The following is a 20034-nucleotide window of genomic DNA, read 5'->3' on the forward strand; positions in this document are numbered from 1 at the left end:
TTACTTTAGCAACTACAAATTTATATATGACATACCTCCATAATATAGGCGCCTATTTTTTAATGATTGCTGAAATGTTTCGCAAACCAACAAAATGGTCCGTTATGAAGCAATTGATTCTTAAAGATGTAGATGACTTAATTATTGGCTCTCTTGGTATTGTTGCATTTATATCCTTTTTTGTTGGAGGTGTCGTTACCATTCAAACAGCTCTAAATATTAACAACCCTCTAATACCAAAATATTTAGTAGGTTTTGCCACAAGACAATCTATTATATTAGAGTTTGCACCTACGTTCATGTCTATTATTATGGCAGGAAAAGTGGGTTCGTTTATAACTTCTAGCATTGGTACGATGCGGGTAACAGAGCAAATTGACGCATTGGAAGTCATGGGTATTAACGCACTAAATTACTTAGTTTTTCCTAAGTTTATTTCTATGTTATTATACCCTTTCATAATTTCTATTGCCATGTTTTTAGGAATTCTTGGCGGAATGGCTGCCTGTGTTTATGGTGGCTTTAGTACACTTGAAGATTATATTGTTGGTATTCAAACCGATTTTGAAACGTTTCATGTTGTATATGCTTTTATTAAAACCTTTGCATTTGCATTTCTTCTAGCCACCATACCATCATTTCATGGCTTTTACATGAAAGGTGGCGCTTTAGAAGTTGGAAAAGCGAGTACAACCTCTTTTGTATGGACTAGTGTAGCTATTATTGTTTTAAACTATTTCCTAACCCAGATGTTATTAAGCTAATGATTGAAGTTAAAAATTTACATAAGTCGTTTGGTGGCGTAGAAGTTTTAAAAGGAATTAGTACAACTTTTGAAAAAGGCAAAACCAATCTTATTATAGGACAAAGTGGTTCTGGAAAAACTGTTTTTTTAAAATGTCTATTAGGCTTATTTGATTACGAAGAAGGTACAATAGCCTACGATGGTAAAATATTTTCACAGCTTACCGAAGCCGAAAAACGGAATATGCGCGCCAAGATTGGCATGGTATTCCAAGGGAGCGCTTTATTTGACTCTATGACTATCGCACAAAATGTGATGTTTCCACTCAAAATGTTTACCAAACAAAGTAAAAGCGAAATGGAAGACCGTGTAGATTTTGTTTTAAAACGTGTTAATTTAGATGATGCTCATAATAAAATGCCAAGTGAGGCCTCTGGAGGCATGCAAAAACGCGTTGCAATAGCACGCGCCATAGTGAATAACCCTAAGTATTTATTTTGTGATGAACCCAACTCTGGCTTAGATCCAAAAACAGCCATCGTTATAGATAACCTTATTCAAGAAATAACAGATGAATATCAAATTACTACGGTGGTAAATTCACATGATATGAACTCGGTTATGGAAATTGGCGAAAAAATTGTATTCTTAAAAAATGGATTAAAAGCATGGGAAGGATCGAATAAAACCATATTCAAGACAGACAATGAAGTCGTTACAGATTTTGTTTATTCTTCCAACCTATTTAAAAAAGTACGCAAAATGTATATTGATGATAATGAGTAACTTAATTCCTCTTTACTCGTATTTTTTCAGTCTTTAGTTCTCGTTTTAACCACAATAACAATTCGCCTTCTTTAACACCAACAATACTGTCATTTAATGAAGATTTCCATTTCACATTAGCAACGTTCAATGTGTCTACTTTTATAAAATCCTGTGATTCTAGCATTTTGGCAAAACCAAAATATTCTAAATCATTAAACCTAATTTTAGCATCTTTAGCCAAAGTAGAAAAGGCTATCCCACCTGAAACATTTTGAGCTTCTAATTGTTGGTTAAGTCCCGAAATATTTTCTTGTAATTTGCTTATTTCGTTGTGCAATCCAGAGATGATATTATCTTTTTTATCAAGTTCCATAATTGCCCTATCATAGGCTTCAGAGATTTTATCAAAACTTCTATTCTTATTCCCACTTATATCTAAATAAAAATCGCTAATCTTAGCATAACCTTTTAATTCATTACGCAAATCGGTTTCCGTAGCTTCAGCAATTTCACCATTAAAGTAAAGTGTGATTTTTTTGTCGGCTGTATTTATTGTTCCTTTTTGAAACCAAAGTTCATTATTTGATCTTACTTCATCAGCGATAAAGCTATTATAATCGTTCTCAAAACCACTGTTTTTCAACACCCTTAAAAAGGTAATAGTAGGATAAATCATTACCAAAATAGCTACCAACGCAGCAAATCTTGATATACGTCTTCTTTTAGCAGAATTGGCATATTTAAGCATTGGAAATCTAAGAACTTTGAGCACAATAAAAGTTGCTAAAGCAATAAATATGGTGTTGATAGTAAATAAATTCATTGCTCCTAAAAAATAAGACCAATTGCCATCTGCTAAACCATATCCAGCTGTACATAATGGTGGCATTAACGCTGTAGCAATAGCCACACCAAAAATTACGGAGGCAATGGTTCCTTTTTTAGTACGTGCTATGATTAATGCCAAACCACCGAAAAAGGCAATTAGTACATCACGAATATCAGGTTTTACACGACCCAATAATTCTGAAGTTTCCTGATTTCCAAGAGGAAAAAATTTAAAAAACAAATACGCCGTTAATAAACTTAGAACAATCATTATCGCTAAGTTAATTAGCGATTTTTTTAAGGTATCAATATCATTAATTGCAATGGACATTCCAATCCCTAATATTGGCCCCATTAATGGCGAAATTAACATAGCTCCAATTACTACAGCAGTAGAATCCGCATTTAATCCTATTGAAGCTACAAAAATAGAACATATTAAAATCCAAGCCGTTGCACCTTTAAAAGAAATATCTCCTTTTATCGCAGCTATGGTTGCATCCCTGTCAGTATCATCTCTAAAGTCTAAAAGCTCACTTAAAAACGTCCTAACACTTACAAATAAGCCTTTAGCATCTTGTTTTACAGCTTCCTTTTTTTCTTCTACAGCTTTATCCTTATCTAATTGCTGTTGTTGCTCTTCCTCAGAAAAATTGAATTTACTTTCGTTACTCATAATTAACCATATTGTTCTCCAAATTTATCCTTAACCTGTTGGAGCGTTTTCTTGATATCTTGTTCTTTTGACTTAGGAAAGATAAGCAAAACTTCTTCTTTATCAACAACAATATAATCTTGTAAACCATCAATAACAACAATTTTATCATTTTCGGTTCTTATCATATTCCCAGATGAATCTTCCGCTAAAGTTCTTGCATTCACGACAGCATTATTAGATTCATCCTTATCTAATTTATCATATAAACTGCCCCAAGTACCTAAATCATTCCAATCAAATTCCGCAGCAATTACACAAACATTACTTGATTTTTCCATAATCGCATAATCCACGGAAATGTTTTCTGCCTTAGGGTAATTATCTCGAATAAAATCATCTTCAAAATCGGTATTGTAAACGGCAATTCCATTTTCAAATACATCATATAGTTCAGGTTGATTATTTTGAAACGCTTCAACTACACTTTTTACACTCCACATAAAAATTCCAGCATTCCATAAAAAATTCCCTTGTGCAATAAATTCTTTGGCTGTATTGTAGTCTGGTTTTTCTCTAAACTGATTTACAGATTTTATGGCTTCCACAGAAGACTTATCGTATTCAATATAACCGTAACCTGTGTTTGGAAATGTTGGTTGTATTCCCAGAGTCATTAAAGTGTTATTTTCAGCACAAAAATCGAAGGCTTGCTGAACATTTTTTGAAAATGTTTTCTCATCCTCAATCCAATGATCACTTGGAGCCACAATCATAAGGGCATCTGGATTTTCCTTCTGAATCTTTAAGGACGCATATAAAATACAAGGTGCAGTGTTACGCATTGCAGGCTCTAAAACCACCTGGCGTTGTTCAACTTCTGGCAATTGTTCTAAAACCAAATCATTATAACGCTCATTAGTCAAAATGAAAATATTTTCTTTTGGAATCAAGTCTGCTAAACGGTGAAATGTTTTTTGTATTAAGGTATCACCAGTTCCAAGCATATCATGAAACTGCTTTGGGAAATCTTCGGTACTAACTGGCCAAAATCTAGATCCTACGCCTCCAGCCATTAATATGGCATAATAGTTTTTATTCATTTTTTTAATTTATCAATTCTACTTCTGCATTAGGATTAAAGAGATATATCTTTCCTGTTTTAAGTTCTAGACATTGATAACGCTTAACACGCTTTTCTCCCATTTTAAATATTTTCCCATTGTACAATTTAAAAGTACACCCTAAAGGTACTTCAAAAATAAAGGTTTTATTATTTGGTTCATCGAATTGCTTTAAAGCTAAGGCCAATTGGACATCTGTATCGCTAGATGCTTTTGGGTTTATAAAATGTTTAGCTAATAAAGGCAATATATTATTTGGAAAAATTTCTGGATTTAAAAAAGGCAACATTAAATGTTGAAAAGTGCGTTTCCATTCTAGACCATGTGGTTTTATAAATTTACCATAAGCCTTATAGGCCTCAAAATGGGCGATTTCATGAATTAATGTAATTAAAAAACGGTATGTATTTAAATTCGAATTTATGGTTATTTGATGCTTTCCATTTGGTAAGCTCCTGTAATCACCATGACGTGTTTTACGTTCGTTTTTAATTTTAATCAATAAATTATCCTGTTCTAAAAGGCTTAAAACTGATGCTAGGGCATTTATTGGAATGTATTCTTTAAGCTGGTTTTGCATTACAGCTAAAATAGAAGAATTCTTGAAAAGACAAACTGAACTTGCGTAACTTTCTTAGAAAAAAAATATAACTTGGTTTAACTATCATAACATCCCCAAAAGCTTATCCATACTATCAAATGTAGTGTTAGCTTCTGATTGTAATTCATTATTGTAATCGTGCTCAGTATACCCATAAACATCAAAACCTCCTAATTTAGCTGCTCTTATACCAGAAATACTGTCTTCAATTACTAAACATTCATTTGGTTTAAAACCCATAGTTTCTGCCGCCCACAAAAATATATCGGGTTCTGGTTTCCATTTTTGAATAGCATAGCAACTAAAAATGTTACTTTCAAAAAAAGGCAATAAACCTGTAATTTCAAGGTTCAATCTAATTTTATTTTCTGGTCCGCTAGACGCGACGCAAAAAGGAATCGTTAAATTTTCAATAACATCTTGTATACCTTTAATTGGCTGAATCTTTTCTCGAAAAGCCTCAAATGTATTTATGCGATAGTCTGTCTCAAAATTAATAGGAAGTGGTTTGTTAATGCGTTTCGAAATGAATTCCATACACCGGTTAAATGCCTTTCCTTTTAAACTAATTAAAGATTCTTCAACATTCATATTAGCTCCTAAATAATTCGCCATATCCACCAAAACTCCAATAGCTATGGATTCACTATCGATTAAAACGCCATCGCAATCGAAAATAATACACTTGTATTTACTCATAAATTATGGCGTAGAATTAGAAACCTGCAACAATTTTCCGTTGTAATATTTATTCCCATTTAAAGAAAAATCAAAGATATATTCTGCCATTTCTAATGCTGTAGTTGGTGCTTGATACCCCGGAAAAGCCTCTTCTAGCATTTCGGTTTGTACAGCTCCTAAAGCCAATACATTAAATGAAATACCCGATTCTTTATATTCCTCGGCTAGTAATTCTGTTAATGTTATTACTGCGGCCTTACTTGAACTATAAGCTGCTAAACCTGGGAACTTCATACTACCCTGAACGCCTCCCATAGAACTTATAGTTACTACATGACTTTCCTTTTTCATGAATGGTAATACCACTCTTGTTAATTCTGAAACACCAAAAACATTGGTTTTATAAACGTGTTCAAAATCTTCTAAATTAGTTTCTGCAAATGGCTTATTTAGTAGTGTACCTGCATTGTTGATTAAAACATCTACTTGACTCCACTCTTTCTTAATGAAGTCCTCAACATTCTTATAAGCATTAGAATCACCCAAATCGAATGAAAACGCGGTGACATTATCTAAATCTAAACTTTGAATAGGTTTTTCATTCCGCGAAAGTGCTAAAACGTTATGACCTCCATTAGCAAATAATTTCACTAACTCAAAACCAATACCTCTACTAGTCCCTGTAATTATAATATTTTTACTCATAGTTCATTTTTATTTCCTTTTCAGGAGTATTAATCATCCCTTCTAAGGCCGGAATCATTTTATTCATAAAGCTAGTCATGTGATTAAAATCCATTTTATCCGCTTCATCGTCTACATGATGGTAATAATCAAAATTAGTGAAATCGAAAGTAGAAATAGCATGTGCAGGTATACCAAATTGGTTGTAAAATGGAAAATTATCAGAACGTTTAAACAATTCATATGATTTGGCTTGCGGCAAAAACCCAACAATTTCAGTATTGGTATAAGTATTTAGCTTTTTAGCCATGTTAGATAAATCATGACCCGATATATATGCCATAATTTCATTTTCAGCTCTAGGTACGCCAATCATTTCAAAATTAATCATGGTATAAAGATCTAGATTAGCATTCTTGAGGCGTTCTGATAAATGACCAGAGCCTTTCAATCCCATTTCTTCAGCAGAAAATAAGGTAAATAGAATGCTTCGTTTATTGTTTTTAGTTTTTGAAAAGTATTTTGCCCATTCTAAAACTGCCACGGTGCCAGATGCATCATCATTAGCTCCGTTTGCAATACTATCTCCATCAACTGTTTTTGCCCTTCCTATATGATCGTAGTGCGCACCAAGAATAACAAACTCGTTTTTTAAATCTGAATCGTTGCCTTCTATAAAACCAACCACATTATAGCCAATAACGTCTTTTACATTAAAACTATCTCTATAGGTTTCGAAATAAGGTTTGATATTATTTTCTTTGAATAGGTTTTCAATATAAATGGCAGCTTTTTCAATACCCTTGCTTCCTGTGCTTCTACCTTCTAATTCATCTAAAGCCAAATATTCTAAACTAGATTTTACCTGGTCTTTAGTTATTTCAATTGTTTTAACACTTTTTTCAATTGTAGATTTACAACCCAGAATAATTATAAAAATAAGGGCATAAAAAAATTTATTCATACAAGATTTAATTTGAGTTTAAAGATAAAAAACTCTCAGTAACCATTCTACTTTTTATTATTGTTTAAATAACAACCATTGAAAGCCTCACTAACTTCTTGCGTAACCCGTTAAAAATCATTAACTTGGTTAAAACAAACAACTATGCCAATATATTTGGATCTCCATGAAATGCCTGATGGCGTTACAGCAGAACATGTCGCAGAAATGCATCAAGCTGATTTAAAAATTGAACATGAATTTAATTGTCGTGGGTTAACATATTGGTGTGACGAAAAAAGGCAAACAGCCTTCTGTTTGATAGAAGCTCCGAACAAACAAGCCCTTAAAGATTTACATGCTAAGGCTCATGGAGATGTACCTCTGCGCATAATTGAAGTAGACAACACCATAGTAGAATCGTTTTTGGGTAGGATAGAAGACCCGGAAAAATCTCAAAATACTAAGCTAAATATTATAAATGACCCTGCTTTTAGAGTTTTAATGGTAATAGAAACGAGTAATTATTTAAATCGGCTGGAAGGAAATCAATTTACCATCTTTGCTCAAAAATTTCATAACAATGTATCTAAAACCTTAAAAAAATTTAACGGTCGTGTCGTAAAAAAAGATAACAACACATATTTAGCTTCCTTTAAATCTGTCACCGATGCGGTTTTATGTGCTTTAAAAATTCAGTTTCATTTCAAATATGTTACTCCAAAAGCCGACCCTTCTACACGTAAACTAAATATTGCTTTAAGCTCTGGTATTCCGATAACTAACAAAGAAAATATTTTTGAAGAGGCTATTACGCTAGCCACACGTATGTGCGATATTGTTAAGGAACAACTGGTAATTACTACAGAGGTAAAATTATTATACGAGAGCGAAAATAGAAATGCTGCGATTGATAATAAAATGATTAAAATATTGAAACCTAATGAAGAAAAGTTTCTAACGCAGTTAATTGATTTTGTAGGACAGGTATGGGACAAACCCAACTTTCATGTGAATGACTTTAGCAATGCTCTAGGTTTTAGTAAATCACAACTTTATAGAAAACTGACTAAATTAACAGGGCAATCACCAAATAAATTTTTAAAAGAATTTAGATTACACAAAGCTCTAGAGTTGTTACATAAACAAAATGGTAATATTTCGGAAATAGCTTTTGAAACAGGATTTAATAGCGCCGCTTATTTCTCAAAATGTTTTCTTGATAAATACGGTATCCTCCCTTCAAAATATATTCAACAGCATATCCTTTAAGGTGTGTTTTCGATAAAATCATAAATGATTCAAAATTCTACTTTTTTGAATTAAATTTAGAAGTGCGTTCCTTTTACTATATATAGATTTGGAATATAACCAAAACTATAACATTATGAGTAAAACACTTTTTGAACGATTAGGTGGTAGAAATGGCATCTCTATGATTGTTGATGATACGGTAGAAAATCACATGAATAATTCTGCTGTAAATGCGAGATTTCTTCCTTTTAAAGAAAAACCAGAACAATTAGCTATTATAAAAAACCATACAGTTGATTTTTTTAGTGCTGGCAGTGGTGGACCAAATAATTACAAAGGAAAAGATATGGTAACGGCACATACCGGTATGAATATCAGTCATGCAGAATATATGCATGTAATGAATGATATTTTTATGGCTCTCGATAAAAATAATATTGATGAAGATTCTAAAAAAGATGTGCTTTCAATCCTATGGTCCTTAAAAGGCATGATGATTAGCAAATAACCAACCAAAATTTAATTTAACATGAAAAATCCAGTCAAAGATTTAAACCCTGAATTAATTGAAGCATTTACTCTACAGATAAGAGGTGAAATTATTTTACCAACAAACAAAGAATATAACGAAACTCGAAAAGTATATAACGGTATGATTAATAAACATCCCGGAATGTTTGTTATGTGTGTTGATGTTGCAGATGTTATGTCTGCTGTAAACTTTGGAAGAGAAAATAATTTATTGATTGCTATTAGAGGAGGTGGGCACAATGGAGGCGGATTAGGATTATGCGATGACGGTTTAGTCATTGATTTATCAGGTATTAAATTTATTCGTGTAGACACCTCTAACAATACAGTGCGCGTTGGCGGAGGTAATCTTTGGGGTGAAGTCGATCATGCAACGCATCCTTTTGGATTAGCTGTTCCTGCAGGTATAATTTCAACTACAGGTGTTGGCGGACTAACATTGGGTGGTGGCGTTGGTCATTTATCTCGAAAATACGGCTTGACGATTGACAATCTTTTAGAAGCGGATATGGTTCTAGCAGATGGCTCTTTTGTAACCGTAAATGCTAACCAAAACTCTGATTTATTTTGGGCCATTCGTGGTGGAGGTGGAAACTTTGGTATTGTTACGTCGTTTAAATTTCAAGCTCATAAAGTTAAAAATGTGATTGGAGGCCCCACGTTATGGCCTATAGAAAGGACTGAAGAAATCATAGAATGGTATCATAAGTTCATTAATAATGCACCTGATGAATTAAATGGATTTATTGCTACTATGGTTATTCCCGGACCTCCTTTTCCTGATTTTTTACATGGAAACAAGTATTGCGGTATTGTATGGTGTTATACTGGTAATCAACAAGAATTCGACAAATTAATAAAGCCTGCTATGGATTTAGAGCCCATTTTTGCTCACGTAGGTGAAATGCCCTATCCATCAATTCAAACTTTATTTGACGGATTGATGCCTCATGGATTACAATGGTATTGGAGAGCTGATTTTTTTAATGAACTAGGCCCTGAAGTTAGAGCTAAACATTTAAATTTTGGATCTAAAATACCAACGCCTCTTTCTCAAATGCACTTATACCCAATTAGTGGAGCAGCCAGCAGAGTTGGAGCTACAGACACGCCCTGGGCGTATCGCGATGCTAAATATGCAGGCGTGATAGTAGGTGTTGACCCAGATCCAGTAAATGCAGATAAAATTACCAGTTGGTGTAAAGATTACTGGGAAGCATTACATCCCTACTCTTCTGGTGGTGCCTATTCTAACTTTATGATGGATGAAGGACAAGAACGCGTAAAGGCGAGTTACAAACAAAATTATGATCGCTTATCAAAAATAAAGAGAATGTACGATCCGAATAATTTATTTCGGGTTAATCAGAATATTAAACCCTAACATTAACATTATGAAAGCTATATTTAATAATTTCAAAATAAAAAAAGGATATATAATACTCCTGTTTTTATTACCAACATTATGCCTTGCTCAAAGCCAAAATGAATCGACTCAAGAGCAATCAGAACTCAAAACATTCCAAGACAACGACTTGGTTTGGCTTCCAGCACCATCTTTTTTACCACGTTGCACATTTACAGTGGTGCATGGCGATATGAGTCAGCCTAATTTAGATGTCTTTTTTAAAGTTCCTGAAAACACAAAAGTACCCAAACATTGGCACCATTCTCAAGAACGCATGATCTTAATCTCAGGTGAAATGGAAGTCCAATACGAAGGTGAACCTTCGCAACTCATGAAAACGGGTTCTTACGCTTATGGTCCTGCCAAAAAACCACATTTAGCTAAATGTCTTGACAAGGGACCTTGTGTTCTATTTATTGCACTTGTAGAGCCTTTTGACGCCTTTCCAATTACAATAAAAAACTGACCCTATCTAAGTACCTCAAAAACAGAAAAGCCACTGCATTTTTGCAGTGGCTTTTCTTTAGTATTTTATTAATTACCTATACCAGCATAGTCACAGGGTTCTCAATATAGCCTTTTAATGTTTGAAGGAATTGAGCACCTGTTGCGCCATCAACCGTTCTATGGTCGCAGGCTAATGATAATTTCATGGTATTACCCACGACTATTTGACCATTTTTAACAACTGGTTTTTCAACAATATTTCCAACAGAAAGTATTGCAGAATTTGGTTGATTTATAATCGATGTAAATGTATCGATACCAAACATCCCTAAGTTAGAAACTGTAAAGGTACTTCCTTGCATTTCGTCTGGTGTTAACTTTTTGTTTCTTGCTTTTCCTGCGAGGTCTTTTACAGCAGCACCTATTTGAGGTAGTGTTTGCTCATTAGCAAATCTTACTACAGGCACAACTAAACCATCAGGAACTGCAACAGCCACTCCAATATGCACGTGATTATTCAAACGCATTTTATCTGCAAACCATTGCGAGTTTACTTGCGGGTGTTCTTTTAAAGCCAATGCACATGCTTTAACAATAATATCGTTATAAGAAATCTTAGTATCTGGAATCGAGTTAAATTGAGCACGGAACGCCATAGCATTTTCCATATCAAACTCAACACTTAAATAATAATGAGGCGCCGAAAACTTAGAGTTAGTTAATGCTTTTGCAATAGCTTTACGCATTTGCGAATTATCAATATCATCAAAGTCTTCTTGTCCTGAAGGAACAAATTTACCTACTGCAGCTGCTACTCCTGCTGCTGCTGGTTCGTAATTTTCTATATCACGTTTTATAATACGTCCATTTTCTCCAGAACCTTGAACTTTCACCAAATTGATACCTTTTTCCTCAGCCAACTTTTTAGCAAGTGGTGACACATATAAGCGTCCGTTTTGAGTTACTGCCGTTGGTGCTGGAACACTCGTTTTTGGAGTTGAAGTTGGTGCAGCTTTTGGCACATCCTTATTAGCTGCAACTTTCGGTGCCTCCTCTTTTTTAGCTGGTTCTGATGTTGCAGAGAAACTAGAAGCAACTCCTGAAACATCGGTACCTGCAGGACCAATAATAGCTAAAAGAGCATCAACTTTAGCTGACTCACCTTCTTTTAATCCTATTTCTAATAACGTACCAGATTGGAATGATTCAAATTCCATAGTTGCTTTATCTGTTTCTATTTCTGCTAAAATATCGCCTTCTTCAACCGTATCTCCAACGTTCTTTAACCAAGTCGCAACAGTTCCTTCTTCCATAGTGTCACTTAAACGCGGCATAGTAACCACTATAACACCTTCTGGTAAATCTTGAGAAACGTCTTTTTTAGACGCTTCGACTGCACTAGGAGTAACGTTTTCGTTCTTTTCTTCTTCTTTCGCTTCCGCGGAAGCGTTACCACCTCCATTTAACAAACCAGAAATGTCTTCTCCTTCATCACCAATAATTGCTAAAAGCTCATCTACTTTTGTAGTTTCGCCTTCTTGAACGCCAATATGAAGCAATGTGCCTTCATTAAAAGATTCGAACTCCATTGTGGCTTTATCAGTTTCTATTTCAGCTAAAATATCACCTTCCTCAATTTTATCTCCTACTTTTTTTAACCAAGCAGCAACGGTTCCTTCTTCCATTGTATCGCTTAAACGCGGCATGTTTACTACTATTGCCATATCTTATATTTTGTGTTGAATAAATGGATAATCTTCTTGCTCGTAAACCATATCGTAAAGCTGTTGCTTTTCTGGGTATGGAGATTCGTCTGCGAATTTTTCACATTCTGCCACAAGCGCTTTTACGCGTTTATCAATTACTTTAATATCATCTTCAGTAGCATATTTCTTATCAAGAATAACATCTTTTACTTGTGTAATAGGGTCTATCTTCTTGTATTCTTGAACCTCATCTTTCGTTCTGTAATGCTGAGCATCACTCATTGAGTGCCCTCGATATCGATACGTTTTTAATTCTAAAAATGTTGGCCCACCACCTTTACGTGCCCTTTGAATGGCTTCATCAAAAGCTTCAGCAACTTTAATTGGATTCATACCATCAACTGGACCGCATGGCATATCGTAACCTAAACCTAATTTCCATATTTCAGTATGGTTTGCAGTTCGCTCTACAGAAGTACCCATAGCATAGCCATTGTTTTCACAAACAAACACAACTGGTAAATTCCAAAGCATAGCCAAGTTAAATGTTTCATGTAATGATCCTTGACGTGCAGCACCATCTCCAAAACAACAGATAGTTACACCATCAACATCGTGATATTTATCACCAAATGCAATTCCTGCTCCTAAAGGGATTTGACCTCCTACAATTCCATGACCGCCATAGAATCTAAACTCTTTAGAGAAAATATGCATAGACCCTCCCATACCTTTGGAAGTTCCTGTCACTTTTCCATATAATTCTGCCATAACACGTTTAGGATCTACACCCATACCTATGGGTTGAACGTGATTACGATAAGCAGTAATCATTTTATCCTTAGTCAAATCCATAGCATGTAAAGCACCTGCTAAAACTGCTTCTTGACCATTATATAAATGAAGAAAACCTCTTACTTTTTGTTGAATGTAGACGGCAGCAAGTTTGTCTTCAAACTTCCTCCAGAATAACATGTCTTCATACCATTTGAGGTAAACCTCTTTTGTGATTTTTTGCATTGAATATTATTATAATATTAATAAGCGAAATACAAAAGTAATACTTTGTAGTGTATTGAAGAAGTGCAATATGCCGAAAGTATAAAAAATATCAAAAAAAGCAATCTAAGCTACTTAGGTTAACCAATTATTAATTTTTACAACAATTACTTATACATCTGAAAAATTGCAACGTTATAGCACCGACTTATCAAACACGAGCGGTAATAAGTTAGCGAGCGAATTAGATTTAGCAACCGCCCCTGTTTCTCCCATAAAATAGATTTCTATTGGAGATTCTTGTTTTATCTCATACTCTGCAATGGCCTGTCTACAAGCTCCGCAAGGTGGAATAGGTTTTGTTGTCTGATTTCTTTTTGACCCTGCCGAAATAGCCATACGTATTATCTTTGAATCGGGAAACTGAGATCCAGCATAATAAATAGCTGTACGCTCTGCACATAAGCCAGAAGGATACGATGCATTTTCTTGATTATTACCTGTAATAACCTGTCCATTATCTAAAAGTAATGCAGCTCCAACATAAAATTTAGAGTATGGTGCATAAGCCTTTCCTCTAGCTTCAATAGCTTTTTGCATTAGTGATAATGCTTCATTTGGAAGTTCGTTAACATTATCAAAAACATATAATGTAGATTCTATTTTTATTTCCTTCATAATCAAATGTATTTAAATAATTTTAAGAAACCATTATAATACCAATGTAACTATAGAATTACATTGGTATAAACAAAAAAACTATTGCTAATTAGCAATAGTTTTTTTATAAATTTATTTAAATTTTACTAATATTCATTATACTCGCCAGCACCAATATTAAACGTTAACGAGAAACGTAAGGTGTTTTCTAAAGGACTTTGTACTTTGGATGCAGAAAACAAGTACGACAAATCTATATTTACAACATTTGCCTTAAATCCAGCTCCTAACGCTAAGAATTTTCTAGCGCCTTTATCTTCACTCTCATTAAAATAACCTGCTCTAAACGCAAATGAATCTTGGTATAAATATTCTGCACTAAGTGCCCAAGTAAACTCTTTTAATTCCTCACTAAACCCATCAGGTGCATCACCAAATGACTGGAACATTCCAGATAAAAAGCTTACATCCGGATCTTGCCCTTCAACAATTATTGTTGATTCATCACTGTCTTGATTTCCATCGCCATCAGTATCTACAAAACCATAAATAGGTGGTGTTGGAACCAATAGTTTAGCTATTTCTGCTGTAACAGCTATTTTATTATAATCATCAAAAATAAAATCAAATCCTGCTCCTAATCTTAAGTTAGTAGGTTGAAAATTTTCTTGCCCGCCTTCATCATATTTAAATTTTGGACCAATGTTCTGAATTGCGAATCCTGCTCTCCAACGCCCATTAAAATCGCTATATGCTTCCTCTTCACTTTGATAATATCCAGAAATATCGACACCAAAAGTACTCGCAGGTGTTGCATCGCCATCCACCCCATCTAATCTTAAATCTGAACGCAAGTAGCGCATCGCTACAGACATACCAAATTGATCTGATAAACGTAGTGCATATGATGCATCAACAGTTAACTCGTTTGGTCTTTGTATTAATGCTTCCGAAAATTCATCAGTAACAAATTCTATATCACCTAACGAAAAATATTTTAAACTAACTGCAAATGCGCTACGTTCATCAATTCTATTGAAGTAAGTAACATTTCCTAAAAAAATATCATTCACTAATTTACTCAAGTAAGGCGTGTAACTTACCCCAAGACCTGATTTAGCTTCAGAAAACACATATTTTGATGAGTTCCATTGTTGTGAAAAGGCATCAACTGATGTTGCAACTCCCATATCTCCCAGGGCAGCTGCCCTAGCATCAGGAGCAATTAGTAAAAAAGGGACTCCTGTGGTGATAACCCTTCTATCTTGATTAGGAAAAATGACAGTTTCTTGTGCACTAGCTTTCAAAATAAAAGCAAAGGCTAACAATAGTAATATTTGATTCTTCATGAATTAAATTTTATTTAGCAAATATAATTTTTTATTAGATAACTCATCTTGACTTTTTCCATTTCCTAAAAAAAGGCTAAAATTCGCTCATATTTCGTTACTTTTTTTATTCATAGCGGTGCTATGGCTTTCAAAAAGTGTCTCATCTGTAAAAATTTTATCTCGTTTTCGGTTAAAAACAAAAAGTCAAGATGAGTTATAGTATTACAAGTTTCTCAATTTTTTCCACTGTTTTATTTAATAAGCTTGAATGTACTTTAAGCTTATAAATATAAACCCCTTTACCTATTTTATCTCCAAAATCATCTCTTCCATCCCAAACCATATCTCTAGATAAAGAACTCGTCGTTTTAATACCTCCTGTGGTTTGTCCATTTAAAGTTCTAACCAACTTCCCTGAAACAGTGAATATCTGTATAGAAACGTCTAAAGGTTCAGAACTATTGTGGTTAAACCAAAATTCTGTATAATTAACAAACGGATTTGGATAATTAAGCACATTATTAATCACTAAACTTTGGTCTTTATCAAATACAATAAACTGTATTTCAGATATTGAAGAGTTATTATAAACATCCCAAGCTTTTAAAGTTAATGTATGTAACCCTGGCTCTAAATCTCTAAACGGAAAACTTACTGTCCCTTTAGTATATTCGTCAACATCTGTTTGGTAATAGTCGTTTAAAACAAACGGATTCGTTTCATCACCATCAATAATGGCTACTATATCATGACCAATACCACTTGCCGTGTTTATACCATTCGTATCTTCCATTTTTGCTAATAATGTGGGCGATTCATTAGTAATACCACCTGTAACAAAATTTTCATCATTCATATAAAGCGTGATCACTGGTCCTGTATTATCTTCAGGTGCATTTTCATTTAAGCCCCCAATTCTAACCGTATTTATAGTTGCTCCAGCTTGATCTTCAGTTGAAGATTCATTTTTAGAATAGAAACTCACTTTACCAAAACCTACTGGAATACCAATATCCTTTGGTACAACAAAATCAAATTCAAATTGACCGTTTTTCACTGAGGCTTGCCCTCTAAATATTATTTCACCGAGGGTAGTGAAATCTAATTTTATAACTTCACCATTTTGCCTTATACCATCATTAGCTAGTGTTTGCCTGCTAATGCCCTTATCATAGATAGTCGTTGATAATGTACCACTGTAATTATTTAGAAGATTACCAGAAACATCGGTAACTTCTCCTGCTAACTTCACATAACTCAATGCTTTTAAAGTATCTGTTGCCTGCGCAATAGGGACATCATTAATTTTCGTGAGTTTAATATTTGGTTTTGAAAAGGCTAATTTCATGGCTGGATCACCAATAAAAAAGACCAAGTTTTTTTGACTGTTTCCAGAAAGTGACGGGTCGTTTTTTGCTAACCTTAAAGCTTCTGCCATAGTAGGATATTCGTCATCATTATACGTATCATTATCGCTATAAGAAAACAAATATTGTCCTAACTCTCTGTTAAAGGTAATTCCGAAATTCACAAAAACTTGTCGAGTCGTCGTAATTAATCCCACGGCTCCCGTTTCCTTATTCCAAAATGTAAATTCTCCTGCGGTTTCTCTAAATGGATTGTCAAATCTTGTAAATTCGCAAGTTACAGTTACAAAACAATTGAGTTTACAAAAATTACGAAACCCAGTAATATCAGGCTTTAACAAAATGCGTTCTTGTGCTAAACCTTCTTCGCCACCATGGCCAAAATAATTCACTACCAAGGCACCATTATCAATGGCATTAACTATTTCGTTAGTCACTATAGGGTATCTATCTCCTCCTGCTGACGATTCTTGCTGAAAAGCATCTGAATGAACTTTTGTTACATTCATAAAAGGCTTTTCTTGCGATATTAAATCGCCTATAGCATCTGTAGTCTCTTGCAAAGCACCATAAAGTTTATCATCATTATCATCAGAAATTACTAAAACACTGTTTCGCCAGCTTCCATAAGCTTCTTTAGCATAGTAAGATTCGATTTTATCAACCATTTCTTTTCCTCTTTGAGGCGTGTCTGCTAAAATTCGACCCACAGCAATGTCTAATCTATTACTTGAAATCATAGTCCCTTCATTATCATCCATCATCCCATAAAAATCATCAGAAACAAATGAGGTGGCTAAACTAAAACTACTATATGAGTACCAAGAAGGAACAATGTTGGTGTTGTTTCGAATACGATCTTTATAATCATAAGATCCATCACCGAATAAACATAAATATTTTATCCTATTTTCTGGCGTACTCGCATTATCGTAAACATATTTTACCATATTTCTGATAGCACCAATATCTTGATTTCCCGAACTAAATTCGTTGTAAATCTCATCTAGACCAACAACCTTGACATTTAAATCGTATTGATTTCGATTAATTTGAGCTAAACGTTCGGCATCATTCAACATGTTATTTGGTGTTACGATAATATAATCGACATCTTGAAAACTTCCTTGGGCATTTTGAAAAATAGTCCCTTTTATATTTTGATTATTAATTATGGTTTTCGAATCAAATTTAGGTTCAAAATAGTCTAAAGGAGATACTGCAACATAGCTTTTTAAACTTCCGAGAGCCGCTGTAAAACTTAAGGTTGAAGTTTCATCTGTATTCACATAATTTGAAACGTTATAACTATCCGTTACTTCCCAAATTTCTGAAAGTGCAGACGTATTCGTCATATTATATTGTACAATACCGGAAGTTGATGCAACATCTTTGTTTTTAAACAGAAACTGTTTATTATCAAAGTTTAATTTACGGGTGGCTTCAATACCTATTAAATCTAAATAACCGATAGTACTTGGGTTCCCTAAATTATCAAAGTCCAGACCGACCGTGATCTTGGACGTATTCACATCTACACGACCACGGTAAGAATTCCCATTAGCTAAAGTTGGTGTGGATACACCCCTAACAAATATAGATGACACGGCAACATTATTAACACTTACATTCATTTGACTATCACTCCTTGTCGCTGTTGCCACAGAAACAGTTAAATCTACGGGTTCTGAAGTCACTAAATCCGGAAAATTAAATTCAAATTCCTTAGAACTATCCACATCAAATTTATCTCCAAACCAACGCCTTCCTAGAGAGATGAGATTATACGCATCAATTTCGTGATATTGATAATCCTGAAAAGTATCAATAACCATATCTATTGTTCCCTCAGGCTGGTTAAATTGTTGGATGCGTTTTCCATTCCCAGAACTTATATTAATATAATAATATGTTTTATCCGTATAGCAATTTATGTGAGTTCTACTCTCTTGATTGTATTCTTTAGGGCCTTGAGCGTAAAATAATATATAGTCATTCGTATTAAACTCACCATCTTCTTCACCTACAAATTTTATGGCATTTTCAGGAACATCATAAGGGTAAGCAACAGAGTTTGAGTAAGGAATCATGCGCCCACCATGACCAAATAATTTAATAGCTCTAGGATCTACAGTATTCACTTTAACACCTAAACGTTGTAAAAAACTTTTTGATAGTTTAAAAACCCCTGTAGTATCCACATAAAACCTATACCATTCCCCAGAGTTTAAAACGGAATTAGTTACAACTGCTGAAGCCTTATTGCTTCTTAACAATGCAGATTTGCTATCAGAGCCTTTCTTATAATTTATTTGAAATGAAGTTACTTTTTTATAACCTCCATTTTCATCCTTTATAATAGGCGACAGTTGAAAAAAGGTATAAGTCTTATTTCTTGCTACTGAATTTTCTAAGCTGAATACTAATTTATTAGGTATTTTATTTAAATCTAAGTCTTTTAAATCTACTTTATATATCGACTGATATACAACATTAGTTGCTGTAACTGAAGATTCATTGACCAAGCCTTTCGATTCCCATTGATCTGAAAATACTAAGCCTTTTTCTAAATCATAATTAAAATATGCTTTATCAAATGAAGGCACCTCCATTGAAAAATTTTCTACTGAAAGCGTTTGAGCCTTCTCCCAAACTAAATTGTATCGCTTTTGTTGCGCATGTAACCCAGCTGAAATAATCAACAGTAAAACTAAAATATTCTTTTTCATTGGTAAAATAACGTCGTTAATGCCTTGTTATTATTAAAAAAACAACAATTTTTAAAACAGATTCAAAAATACAATAATAAATTAGGAAAACATGCGTTAATACAACACAAAACTATGGTTTAAAAGGTCAAAATCATCGTTGTAATACATAAAAATAGGACGAAATACACTATTTTTTGGTTAAAATGCACAAAACAGCTTGCGTTATTCGGTTTAATTCCTATATTGCAGCTCCAAAATTATTATTAGCTTACTTAAAAGTATGGATATGAAAAAAGTAGTAGCATTCAAGGTTTTATTAGTTTTAGCACTAGCAGTCGCTTCGACTAGTTGTAAAAAATCTTCGAGTTCAAAAAATAGCTCTAGAGCGACTGGATGGGAGATTAACTCCAGAGAAGGTGGTTTCCAGTACAATACAGACTTCAAAGAACAAGAAACTTCTCCTGGATTAGTTTTTGTAGAAGGTGGTACATTTACTAAAGGTCGTGTACAAGACGATGTGATGCATGATTGGAATAATACTCCAAATCAGCAACACGTTCAGTCTTTTTACATGGATGAAACAGAGGTAAC

Annotated in this window: 18 protein-coding genes; 7 read left to right on the plus strand and 11 right to left on the minus strand. The window is 33.9% G+C overall.

Annotation, left to right across the window (positions count from 1 at the left end; translation table 11 throughout):
- Positions 1-26 precede the first annotated feature (26 nt).
- Together QZ260_RS07570 and QZ260_RS07575 are read left to right on the plus strand one after the other, a co-directional pair.
- On the plus strand, positions 27-764 hold the full coding sequence (locus QZ260_RS07570; protein WP_295984647.1) for an ABC transporter permease: 738 nt from the start codon (positions 27-29) through the stop codon (positions 762-764).
- The gene (locus tag QZ260_RS07575; protein ID WP_295984648.1) at positions 764-1531 is read left to right on the plus strand and encodes an ATP-binding cassette domain-containing protein; all 768 of its coding nucleotides are present in this window, start codon (positions 764-766) and stop codon (positions 1529-1531) included. Before QZ260_RS07570 ends, QZ260_RS07575 begins: the two co-directional genes overlap by 1 nt.
- A 1-nt stretch (position 1532) precedes the next feature.
- On the opposite strand, the gene QZ260_RS07580 is transcribed toward QZ260_RS07575, so the two are convergent.
- From QZ260_RS07580 to QZ260_RS07605, 6 genes are all read right to left on the minus strand, one after another.
- The gene (locus tag QZ260_RS07580; RefSeq protein ID WP_295984651.1) at positions 1533-3017 is read right to left on the minus strand and encodes a DUF389 domain-containing protein; all 1485 of its coding nucleotides are present in this window, start codon (positions 3015-3017) and stop codon (positions 1533-1535) included.
- Positions 3018-3019: 2 nt separating this feature from the next.
- Entirely contained in the window at positions 3020-4099 is a 1080-nt protein-coding gene (locus QZ260_RS07585; RefSeq protein WP_295984653.1) for a mannose-1-phosphate guanylyltransferase, read from the minus strand.
- A gap of 4 nt (positions 4100-4103) precedes the next feature.
- Positions 4104-4700 (minus strand): SprT-like domain-containing protein, encoded by a 597-nt coding sequence (locus QZ260_RS07590; protein ID WP_295984654.1) that lies wholly within the window; start codon positions 4698-4700, stop codon positions 4104-4106.
- Positions 4701-4784: 84 nt separating this feature from the next.
- A complete protein-coding gene (locus tag QZ260_RS07595; protein ID WP_295984657.1) occupies positions 4785-5420 on the minus strand; it encodes an HAD family hydrolase in 636 nt (211 codons plus the stop codon).
- A 3-nt stretch (positions 5421-5423) separates the two neighbouring features.
- The gene (locus tag QZ260_RS07600) at positions 5424-6107 is read right to left on the minus strand and encodes an SDR family oxidoreductase (RefSeq protein WP_295984659.1); all 684 of its coding nucleotides are present in this window, start codon (positions 6105-6107) and stop codon (positions 5424-5426) included.
- The gene (locus QZ260_RS07605; protein ID WP_295984660.1) at positions 6100-7050 is read right to left on the minus strand and encodes a M20/M25/M40 family metallo-hydrolase; all 951 of its coding nucleotides are present in this window, start codon (positions 7048-7050) and stop codon (positions 6100-6102) included. Before QZ260_RS07605 ends, QZ260_RS07600 begins: the two co-directional genes overlap by 8 nt.
- Before the next feature lie 144 nt (positions 7051-7194).
- On the opposite strand from QZ260_RS07605, the gene QZ260_RS07610 reads away from it, so the two are divergent.
- From QZ260_RS07610 to QZ260_RS07625, 4 genes are all read left to right on the plus strand, one after another.
- A complete protein-coding gene (locus QZ260_RS07610; RefSeq protein WP_295984662.1) occupies positions 7195-8301 on the plus strand; it encodes a nickel-binding protein in 1107 nt (368 codons plus the stop codon).
- Positions 8302-8416: 115 nt separating this feature from the next.
- Complete coding sequence (locus QZ260_RS07615) at positions 8417-8791, plus strand: group 1 truncated hemoglobin (RefSeq protein WP_295984664.1); 375 nt, start codon at positions 8417-8419, stop codon at positions 8789-8791.
- 21 nt (positions 8792-8812) lie between these two features.
- Positions 8813-10198 (plus strand): FAD-binding protein, encoded by a 1386-nt coding sequence (locus QZ260_RS07620; protein ID WP_295984666.1) that lies wholly within the window; start codon positions 8813-8815, stop codon positions 10196-10198.
- Between the two features lie 10 nt (positions 10199-10208).
- Entirely contained in the window at positions 10209-10688 is a 480-nt protein-coding gene (locus tag QZ260_RS07625; protein WP_295984668.1) for a cupin domain-containing protein, read from the plus strand.
- 76 nt (positions 10689-10764) lie between these two features.
- On the opposite strand, the gene QZ260_RS07630 is transcribed toward QZ260_RS07625, so the two are convergent.
- The 5 genes from QZ260_RS07630 to porU form a co-directional block, all read right to left on the minus strand.
- Positions 10765-12393, minus strand: coding sequence for a pyruvate dehydrogenase complex dihydrolipoamide acetyltransferase (locus tag QZ260_RS07630; protein ID WP_295984670.1), 1629 nt, complete (start codon positions 12391-12393; stop codon positions 10765-10767).
- 3 nt (positions 12394-12396) lie between these two features.
- Positions 12397-13395, minus strand: a complete 999-nt coding sequence (gene pdhA, locus QZ260_RS07635) for a pyruvate dehydrogenase (acetyl-transferring) E1 component subunit alpha (protein WP_295984672.1) — start codon at positions 13393-13395, stop codon at positions 12397-12399.
- A gap of 174 nt (positions 13396-13569) precedes the next feature.
- Entirely contained in the window at positions 13570-14052 is a 483-nt protein-coding gene (cdd, locus tag QZ260_RS07640) for a cytidine deaminase (RefSeq protein WP_295984674.1), read from the minus strand.
- Positions 14053-14180: 128 nt separating this feature from the next.
- Positions 14181-15383, minus strand: coding sequence for a type IX secretion system outer membrane channel protein PorV (gene porV / locus QZ260_RS07645; RefSeq protein WP_295984676.1), 1203 nt, complete (start codon positions 15381-15383; stop codon positions 14181-14183).
- A gap of 196 nt (positions 15384-15579) precedes the next feature.
- Positions 15580-19461, minus strand: a complete 3882-nt coding sequence (porU, locus tag QZ260_RS07650; RefSeq protein ID WP_295984678.1) for a type IX secretion system sortase PorU — start codon at positions 19459-19461, stop codon at positions 15580-15582.
- A 262-nt stretch (positions 19462-19723) separates the two neighbouring features.
- On the opposite strand from porU, the gene QZ260_RS07655 reads away from it, so the two are divergent.
- The coding region (locus QZ260_RS07655; protein WP_295984680.1) for an SUMF1/EgtB/PvdO family nonheme iron enzyme at positions 19724-20034 on the plus strand (311 nt) is incomplete at its 3' end.

Source organism: uncultured Algibacter sp. (assembly GCF_905480415.1).
GTDB lineage: Bacteria > Bacteroidota > Bacteroidia > Flavobacteriales > Flavobacteriaceae > Algibacter_B.

Excerpts from the sequence above, each read along its gene's own strand:
- QZ260_RS07620 (WP_295984666.1), top strand. The coding sequence starts at position 8,813 with ATGAAAAATCCAGTCAAAGATTTAAACCCTGAATTAATTGAAGCATTT.
- QZ260_RS07580 (WP_295984651.1), bottom strand. The coding sequence starts at position 3,017 with ATGAGTAACGAAAGTAAATTCAATTTTTCTGAGGAAGAGCAACAACAG.
- QZ260_RS07605 (WP_295984660.1), bottom strand. The coding sequence starts at position 7,050 with ATGAATAAATTTTTTTATGCCCTTATTTTTATAATTATTCTGGGTTGT.
- porV (WP_295984676.1), bottom strand. The coding sequence starts at position 15,383 with ATGAAGAATCAAATATTACTATTGTTAGCCTTTGCTTTTATTTTGAAA.
- QZ260_RS07595 (WP_295984657.1), bottom strand. The coding sequence starts at position 5,420 with ATGAGTAAATACAAGTGTATTATTTTCGATTGCGATGGCGTTTTAATC.
- QZ260_RS07610 (WP_295984662.1), top strand. The coding sequence starts at position 7,195 with ATGCCAATATATTTGGATCTCCATGAAATGCCTGATGGCGTTACAGCA.
- QZ260_RS07625 (WP_295984668.1), top strand. The coding sequence starts at position 10,209 with ATGAAAGCTATATTTAATAATTTCAAAATAAAAAAAGGATATATAATA.
- porU (WP_295984678.1), bottom strand. The coding sequence starts at position 19,461 with ATGAAAAAGAATATTTTAGTTTTACTGTTGATTATTTCAGCTGGGTTA.
- QZ260_RS07590 (WP_295984654.1), bottom strand. The coding sequence starts at position 4,700 with ATGCAAAACCAGCTTAAAGAATACATTCCAATAAATGCCCTAGCATCA.
- QZ260_RS07600 (WP_295984659.1), bottom strand. The coding sequence starts at position 6,107 with ATGAGTAAAAATATTATAATTACAGGGACTAGTAGAGGTATTGGTTTT.
- QZ260_RS07615 (WP_295984664.1), top strand. The coding sequence starts at position 8,417 with ATGAGTAAAACACTTTTTGAACGATTAGGTGGTAGAAATGGCATCTCT.
- QZ260_RS07630 (WP_295984670.1), bottom strand. The coding sequence starts at position 12,393 with ATGGCAATAGTAGTAAACATGCCGCGTTTAAGCGATACAATGGAAGAA.
- QZ260_RS07585 (WP_295984653.1), bottom strand. The coding sequence starts at position 4,099 with ATGAATAAAAACTATTATGCCATATTAATGGCTGGAGGCGTAGGATCT.
- QZ260_RS07575 (WP_295984648.1), top strand. The coding sequence starts at position 764 with ATGATTGAAGTTAAAAATTTACATAAGTCGTTTGGTGGCGTAGAAGTT.
- pdhA (WP_295984672.1), bottom strand. The coding sequence starts at position 13,395 with ATGCAAAAAATCACAAAAGAGGTTTACCTCAAATGGTATGAAGACATG.
- cdd (WP_295984674.1), bottom strand. The coding sequence starts at position 14,052 with ATGAAGGAAATAAAAATAGAATCTACATTATATGTTTTTGATAATGTT.
- QZ260_RS07570 (WP_295984647.1), top strand. The coding sequence starts at position 27 with ATGACATACCTCCATAATATAGGCGCCTATTTTTTAATGATTGCTGAA.